The sequence below is a fragment of the Paracoccus homiensis genome (assembly GCF_900111675.1).
In the GTDB taxonomy this organism is placed as follows: domain Bacteria; phylum Pseudomonadota; class Alphaproteobacteria; order Rhodobacterales; family Rhodobacteraceae; genus Paracoccus; species Paracoccus homiensis.
On sequence record NZ_FOHO01000038.1, the window covers coordinates 1 to 1,992 of the forward strand.

1 protein-coding gene is annotated in these 1,992 nt (G+C 65.4%); it reads left to right on the forward strand.

Features of this window, described 5'->3' with window-relative positions; translation table 11 throughout:
- Positions 1 to 1,992, forward strand: a 1,992-nt coding sequence (locus tag BMX67_RS19275) for a pyruvate carboxylase (RefSeq protein ID WP_090738352.1), incomplete at both ends; no start/stop codon positions are given.

Sequence of the window (1,992 nt, forward strand, 5' to 3'; positions counted from 1 at the left end):
CCCCGAGACCGCGGGCCGCGCCCTGCCGCCCGCGCAGGCCCGCCCGCCGGTGCCGCCGAAACCCGACGCCGATCCCGCGCCGGGCGCGCGGCAATTGCTGGAGGCCCGGGGCGCGCAGGCCGTGGCCGACTGGATGCTGGGCGAAAGCAGGCTGCTGATCACCGACACGACGATGCGCGACGGGCATCAGTCGCTGCTGGCCACGCGGATGCGGTCGATCGACATGATCAAGGTCGCGCCCAGCTATGCGGCGAACCTGCCGCAGCTGTTCAGCGTGGAATGCTGGGGTGGCGCGACCTTCGACGTGGCCTATCGCTTTCTGCAGGAATGCCCCTGGCAGCGGTTGCGCGACATCCGTGAAAAGATGCCGAACCTGATGACGCAGATGCTGCTGCGGGCCAGCAACGGCGTCGGCTATACCAATTATCCCGACAATGTGGTGCAGTTCTTCGTGCGTCAGGCGGCTGAAACCGGCGTGGATGTGTTCCGCGTCTTTGACAGCCTGAACTGGGTCGAGAACATGCGCGTCGCGATGGATGCGGTGATCGAAAGCGGCAAGATCTGCGAGGGGACCGTCTGCTATACCGGCAACATGCTGGATCCCGACCGGTCGAAATACGACCTGAAATACTATGTCGGGATGGCGCAGGACCTGAAGGCCGCGGGTGCGCATGTGCTGGGCCTGAAGGACATGGCGGGGCTGCTGAAACCCGCCGCGGCGCGGGTGCTGGTCAAGGCCCTGAAGGAAGAGGTCGGCCTGCCGGTCCATTTCCACACCCATGACACCAGCGGCATGGGCGGCGCGACGATCCTGGCGGCGGCCGATGCGGGTGTCGATGCGGTCGATTGCGCGATGGACGCGCTGTCGGGCAATACCAGCCAGCCGACCATCGGTTCCGTGGTCGAGGCCCTGACCGGGACCGAACGCGACACCGGCCTGGACATCCAGGCGATCCGCGCGATCAGCAATTACTGGGAACGGGTCCGCGAAAACTATGCGGCCTTCGAATCCGGCCTGCAATCGCCCGCCTCCGAGGTGTATCTGCATGAAATGCCGGGCGGCCAGTTCACCAACCTGAAATCGCAGGCCCGCAGCATGGGCCTCGAGGATCGCTGGCACGAGGTCGCGCAGGCCTATGCCGATGTGAACCGCCTGTTCGGCGATATCGTCAAGGTCACGCCCTCCTCGAAGGTGGTGGGCGACATGGCGCTGATGATGGTGGCGCAGAACCTGACCCCCGAACAGGTGGTCGATCCGGGCTTCGATGTCAGCTTTCCCGACAGCGTGATCGACATGATGCGCGGCAATCTGGGACAGCCGCCGGGCGGCTGGCCGCAGGCGCTGCAGGCCAAGGTGCTGAAGGGCGAGGCCCCGATCACCGACCGCCCCGGCGCGCATCTGCCGCCCGTCGACCTTGAGGATATCCGCCGCAAGCTGAGCGAGGATCTGGAAGGCAAGCCCGTCGATGACGAAGATCTGAACGGCTATCTGATGTATCCCAAGGTGTTCCTGGACTACATGGGCCGCCACCGGACCTATGGCCCGGTGCGCACCCTGCCGACGCGCAACTTCTTCTACGGGATGGAGCCGGGGCAGGAAATCACCGCCGAGATCGATCCCGGCAAGACGCTGGAAATCCGGCTTCAGGCCATCGGCGAGACCGACGAGAACGGCGATGTGAAGGTGTTCTTCGAACTGAACGGCCAGCCGCGCTCGATCCGGGTGCCCAACCGCAAGGTCAAGGCCGAAACGGTGGCCCGCCCCAAGGCCGACCCGTCCAACCCCGCCCATATCGGCGCCCCGATGCCCGGCGTCGTGGCCTCGGTCGCGGTCACCCAGGGCCAGGCCGTGAAACAGGGCGACATGCTGCTGACCATCGAGGCCATGAAAATGGAAACCGGCATCCACGCCGACCGCGACGGAACCGTCAAAAAACTCCACGTCACCCCAGGCGCACAACTCGACGCAAAAGACCTCATGATCGAAATCGA